The 2,916-nt window shown below is 53.2% G+C and carries 2 protein-coding genes and 1 pseudogene; 2 read left to right on the top strand and 1 reads right to left on the bottom strand.

Translation table 11 applies throughout. The features are described from left to right. A pseudogene (locus tag ACT3UQ_RS19565) lies at positions 1-453 on the bottom strand (hypothetical protein); the annotation flags it as partial. Between the two features lie 762 nt (positions 454-1,215). On the opposite strand from ACT3UQ_RS19565, the gene ACT3UQ_RS19560 reads away from it, so the two are divergent. Both ACT3UQ_RS19560 and ACT3UQ_RS19555 read left to right on the top strand, forming a co-directional pair. Then, positions 1,216-1,776, top strand: coding sequence for a hypothetical protein (locus ACT3UQ_RS19560; protein WP_444619182.1), 561 nt, complete (start codon positions 1,216-1,218; stop codon positions 1,774-1,776). A gap of 138 nt (positions 1,777-1,914) precedes the next feature. Next, positions 1,915-2,436: a hypothetical protein gene (locus ACT3UQ_RS19555; RefSeq protein ID WP_444619180.1), complete on the top strand. Its 522-nt coding sequence runs from the start codon at positions 1,915-1,917 to the stop codon at positions 2,434-2,436. Positions 2,437-2,916 lie beyond the last annotated feature (480 nt).

Below are 2,916 nucleotides of genomic sequence, written 5' to 3'. Positions count from 1 at the left end.
AGTTCCTTCAACGAAGGTTTCTTCACTTGGCAGTGAGCCGGTTTCAACCCCATGGTCTTGGAGGCATGGGATGACGGTGTCGCGGTAGTAGCCGTAGAAGATACGTAGCTGCGTTCGGGTCAGGGCTTGGCTGTATTTCAGGTCCATCGGGTACTGAATTGCACACGTATAGGAAGCTTCTGCAAGCGCTTCTTGCTGCCCCTCAGTACTTTTAGTGGTAAACGATCCATCGCTCTCCACGGAGGTGGGGAACCCGAGAGCATTCAGGCATTGTGCTTGCTCTGTAGTCCAGTCCTCCTGAGAAACATATCTGATTCTTTCTACCTCCGGCCATGATTTCAGGCCACTCATTTCCTTTTGTTTTTCCACAAATTCATCCCAGGTATATTCGGCGTAGCCACCGTTATCAAGGGGATCATCTTCATTGCTCACCGGTGCTGGTGTTGCTGACATAGGGGATTCTGCTGGCGTCTTGCTTGCTGCAGAAGAACTTGTTTCCGTACTCGGTGAATCGGTACTACAGGAAGTAAGGAGGAGAGGAATGACCGCAATTAGTGCGAGGCCTTGGAGACGAACTGATCTTTTCACGCGAAATATACTCTTTCGAAACGGTCGTAAAAGGACGAAGGCGCCTGCCCCTCAGCGATAAACCGATCCCCTGTGTGACTTGGCTTACCCGGAGTATATCTACTTTCAGTCGTTATGTAACGCGCAGCACCCCTGATGCAATTGAGCAGCGGTAGCGTGCAAGAAGGTTACAAGATTATTTGGCTGTGGTTCAGATTTCTGCAGGCCCTATAGCCGTTTCTCTATCTATATGCGATCAACTAGCGACATATATTAAGCATGAGGAGATTCAACTTCAGCGTCCTGGAAAAACACAAGAAATCGTCGTAGTTTCTTTTCAATTGAGGAACTTTTGCGCATGTTCTTGCGATTTTCATTTCTATAATCGACGTTCCTAGAGACTCCCTCATCCAAGGGAGCCCGCATTGAGGAATCGTCGACGAATGATGGCGACGGGACTGCGCGTTGTTGGTAGACGTCTTGCGGGTGCTGGAACCGCGCAAGAGGATATGCAGGTGGAGCCCGCAAGGGGAACCTTCTGTGGGACATTGGGCGTGCCTCTGCGATGGATCGCTCTGCATGGCATCTGCCTGTTGCTTCGAGAACCCGGGTCGACGAGGATGGGATAGACCGAGACAGGGGGAAAGTATGCGTTCGAGCAAACCGATGCCCGGAAATCCGTGGCCGCACGACATGGCGATCGCCGTCGATGATCGGCCTAGTTTGCTCCTGGAGTTGCTCTGGATCCGGGAAGCGTACGAGTTGGAACCTCCAGGCGAGGATCTCCCTCCGCTGCTGTCAGATACGCCCGTGGTCGTCCGAGATGCAGTGGTCAGTACTGATACTCGGGCCAAGTGGGAGTATGCGTGGCCACGATTTTGGCATGCTGCTGCGCATGCAGATATGGCGGGTCCCGGCTGGCGCGAAGAATTCGGAGATGACGCATTCGACAGCGACTCTTACCGCACGTGGTCGCAACGGGGATGGGACGCTTATCTGGCGACTTTGCCGGCGAGAGTCGAAGACAGTCCGGAGTGGCGCGATCTCCCTGATCTTATCCCTGCTTGGCGCGCGGGTCTCCGGAGGATCATCACTATTCCTTGTTCGGGCGCGTTCACACGCAAACTTGGTGAGAATGCCCTTCTTATGGCTTTTGCAACGCGTGAAAACAGCGACAGTTATCGGCAGGCGCTGAGCATGTTCGTCTGATTATCGATACCGTGTATGCGCCTCATGCGTTCGGTCATAGCGAGACTAAATCCGGGAATAGTAGGCACTACCTATCAGGGCTCCAGTTGGGGAACCTCCAACGGCAATGTCTCACTTTTTGCGAGGTAAGCTCACAATATGCCTGAGACTTCTTCTTTATCGGAATTGAATCCGGTGCCCGGCACCGTAGTGGAACTCGTTAGGAAATTGGTCGACGAGCCTTGGCCACGGTGCGATGAAGAACGCGAAAATCTCTTTGCTCGCCTTGGATTCAAATCTGGAGATCGGGCTGAGCTAGAGAATGATGAATCGCCTCACCAGATAACTGAGCTGGATATGGGCCTAGATGGACAACCCCTCAGTACCTGGGACACGTACAACGGACAGTTTCTAGGTGTAACCGTCCATCTCTACAGCACTCAAGAATCCTGCGACCCGGCTACGCAAAGTGGATTCAGCGAACTACGGATGCGACTCACCGAACTCTTCGGAAAACCAGAGCATCCATGGGACGGCACTAAAGTGCTTCCCTGCATTTGGAATTCCAACGGCTGGACGATCACTACGCACCTCTTTGATCGCCGGGACAGCAGCGTGATGCTGAGCGTGAATGATACGTCAGTAGCCGCCATTGCGGAGGCTGACGCAATATCCAGATAAGCAATCGCAGGAATACTGCAAGGGGCGTCTACTTGGAAATTGCCGGTCCCGTAAGCCGAACCCTCACCGGGACGGTGCAAGGTAGATGCGGAGCGCCACTCAATTGCTGAGGAGACTCGGCATCGGACCCTAGTCGAGTTTCCCAAAGGGGCCGGCAGCGTCGAGTGGAATCCGCTCTGACCTCCTGGACATGATCAAGAACGCTACCCCTACGAGGAGTATGGAAATGGCAAGGCCAAGTAGGCCCAAATCATTTGATGTCGCAGGACAGCCTGCAGAACTGTCATCAATCTCAGGACAGCTCCTCCATGGCTGCAAGAACATCACGAAACCACCTGCCGCTCCTGCGAGCGTCAGCAGGAGTCCCAACATCACGTATACAGTATTTCTGGAAGCTTTCACGCTTCATTCAAACACAGCAATGCTTGCCTTCTTCATCGCACCGTAAGAGGAACCCTAAACGGGCAATTTCGGAGTCAG

It is taken from the genome of Glutamicibacter sp. AOP12-B1-11, assembly GCF_052379245.1.
Classification (GTDB): domain Bacteria; phylum Actinomycetota; class Actinomycetes; order Actinomycetales; family Micrococcaceae; genus Glutamicibacter.
This window is presented reverse-complemented; position numbering and strand designations above follow the sequence as displayed.

Excerpts from the sequence above, each read along its gene's own strand:
- ACT3UQ_RS19555 (WP_444619180.1), top strand. The coding sequence starts at position 1,915 with ATGCCTGAGACTTCTTCTTTATCGGAATTGAATCCGGTGCCCGGCACC.
- ACT3UQ_RS19560 (WP_444619182.1), top strand. The coding sequence starts at position 1,216 with ATGCGTTCGAGCAAACCGATGCCCGGAAATCCGTGGCCGCACGACATG.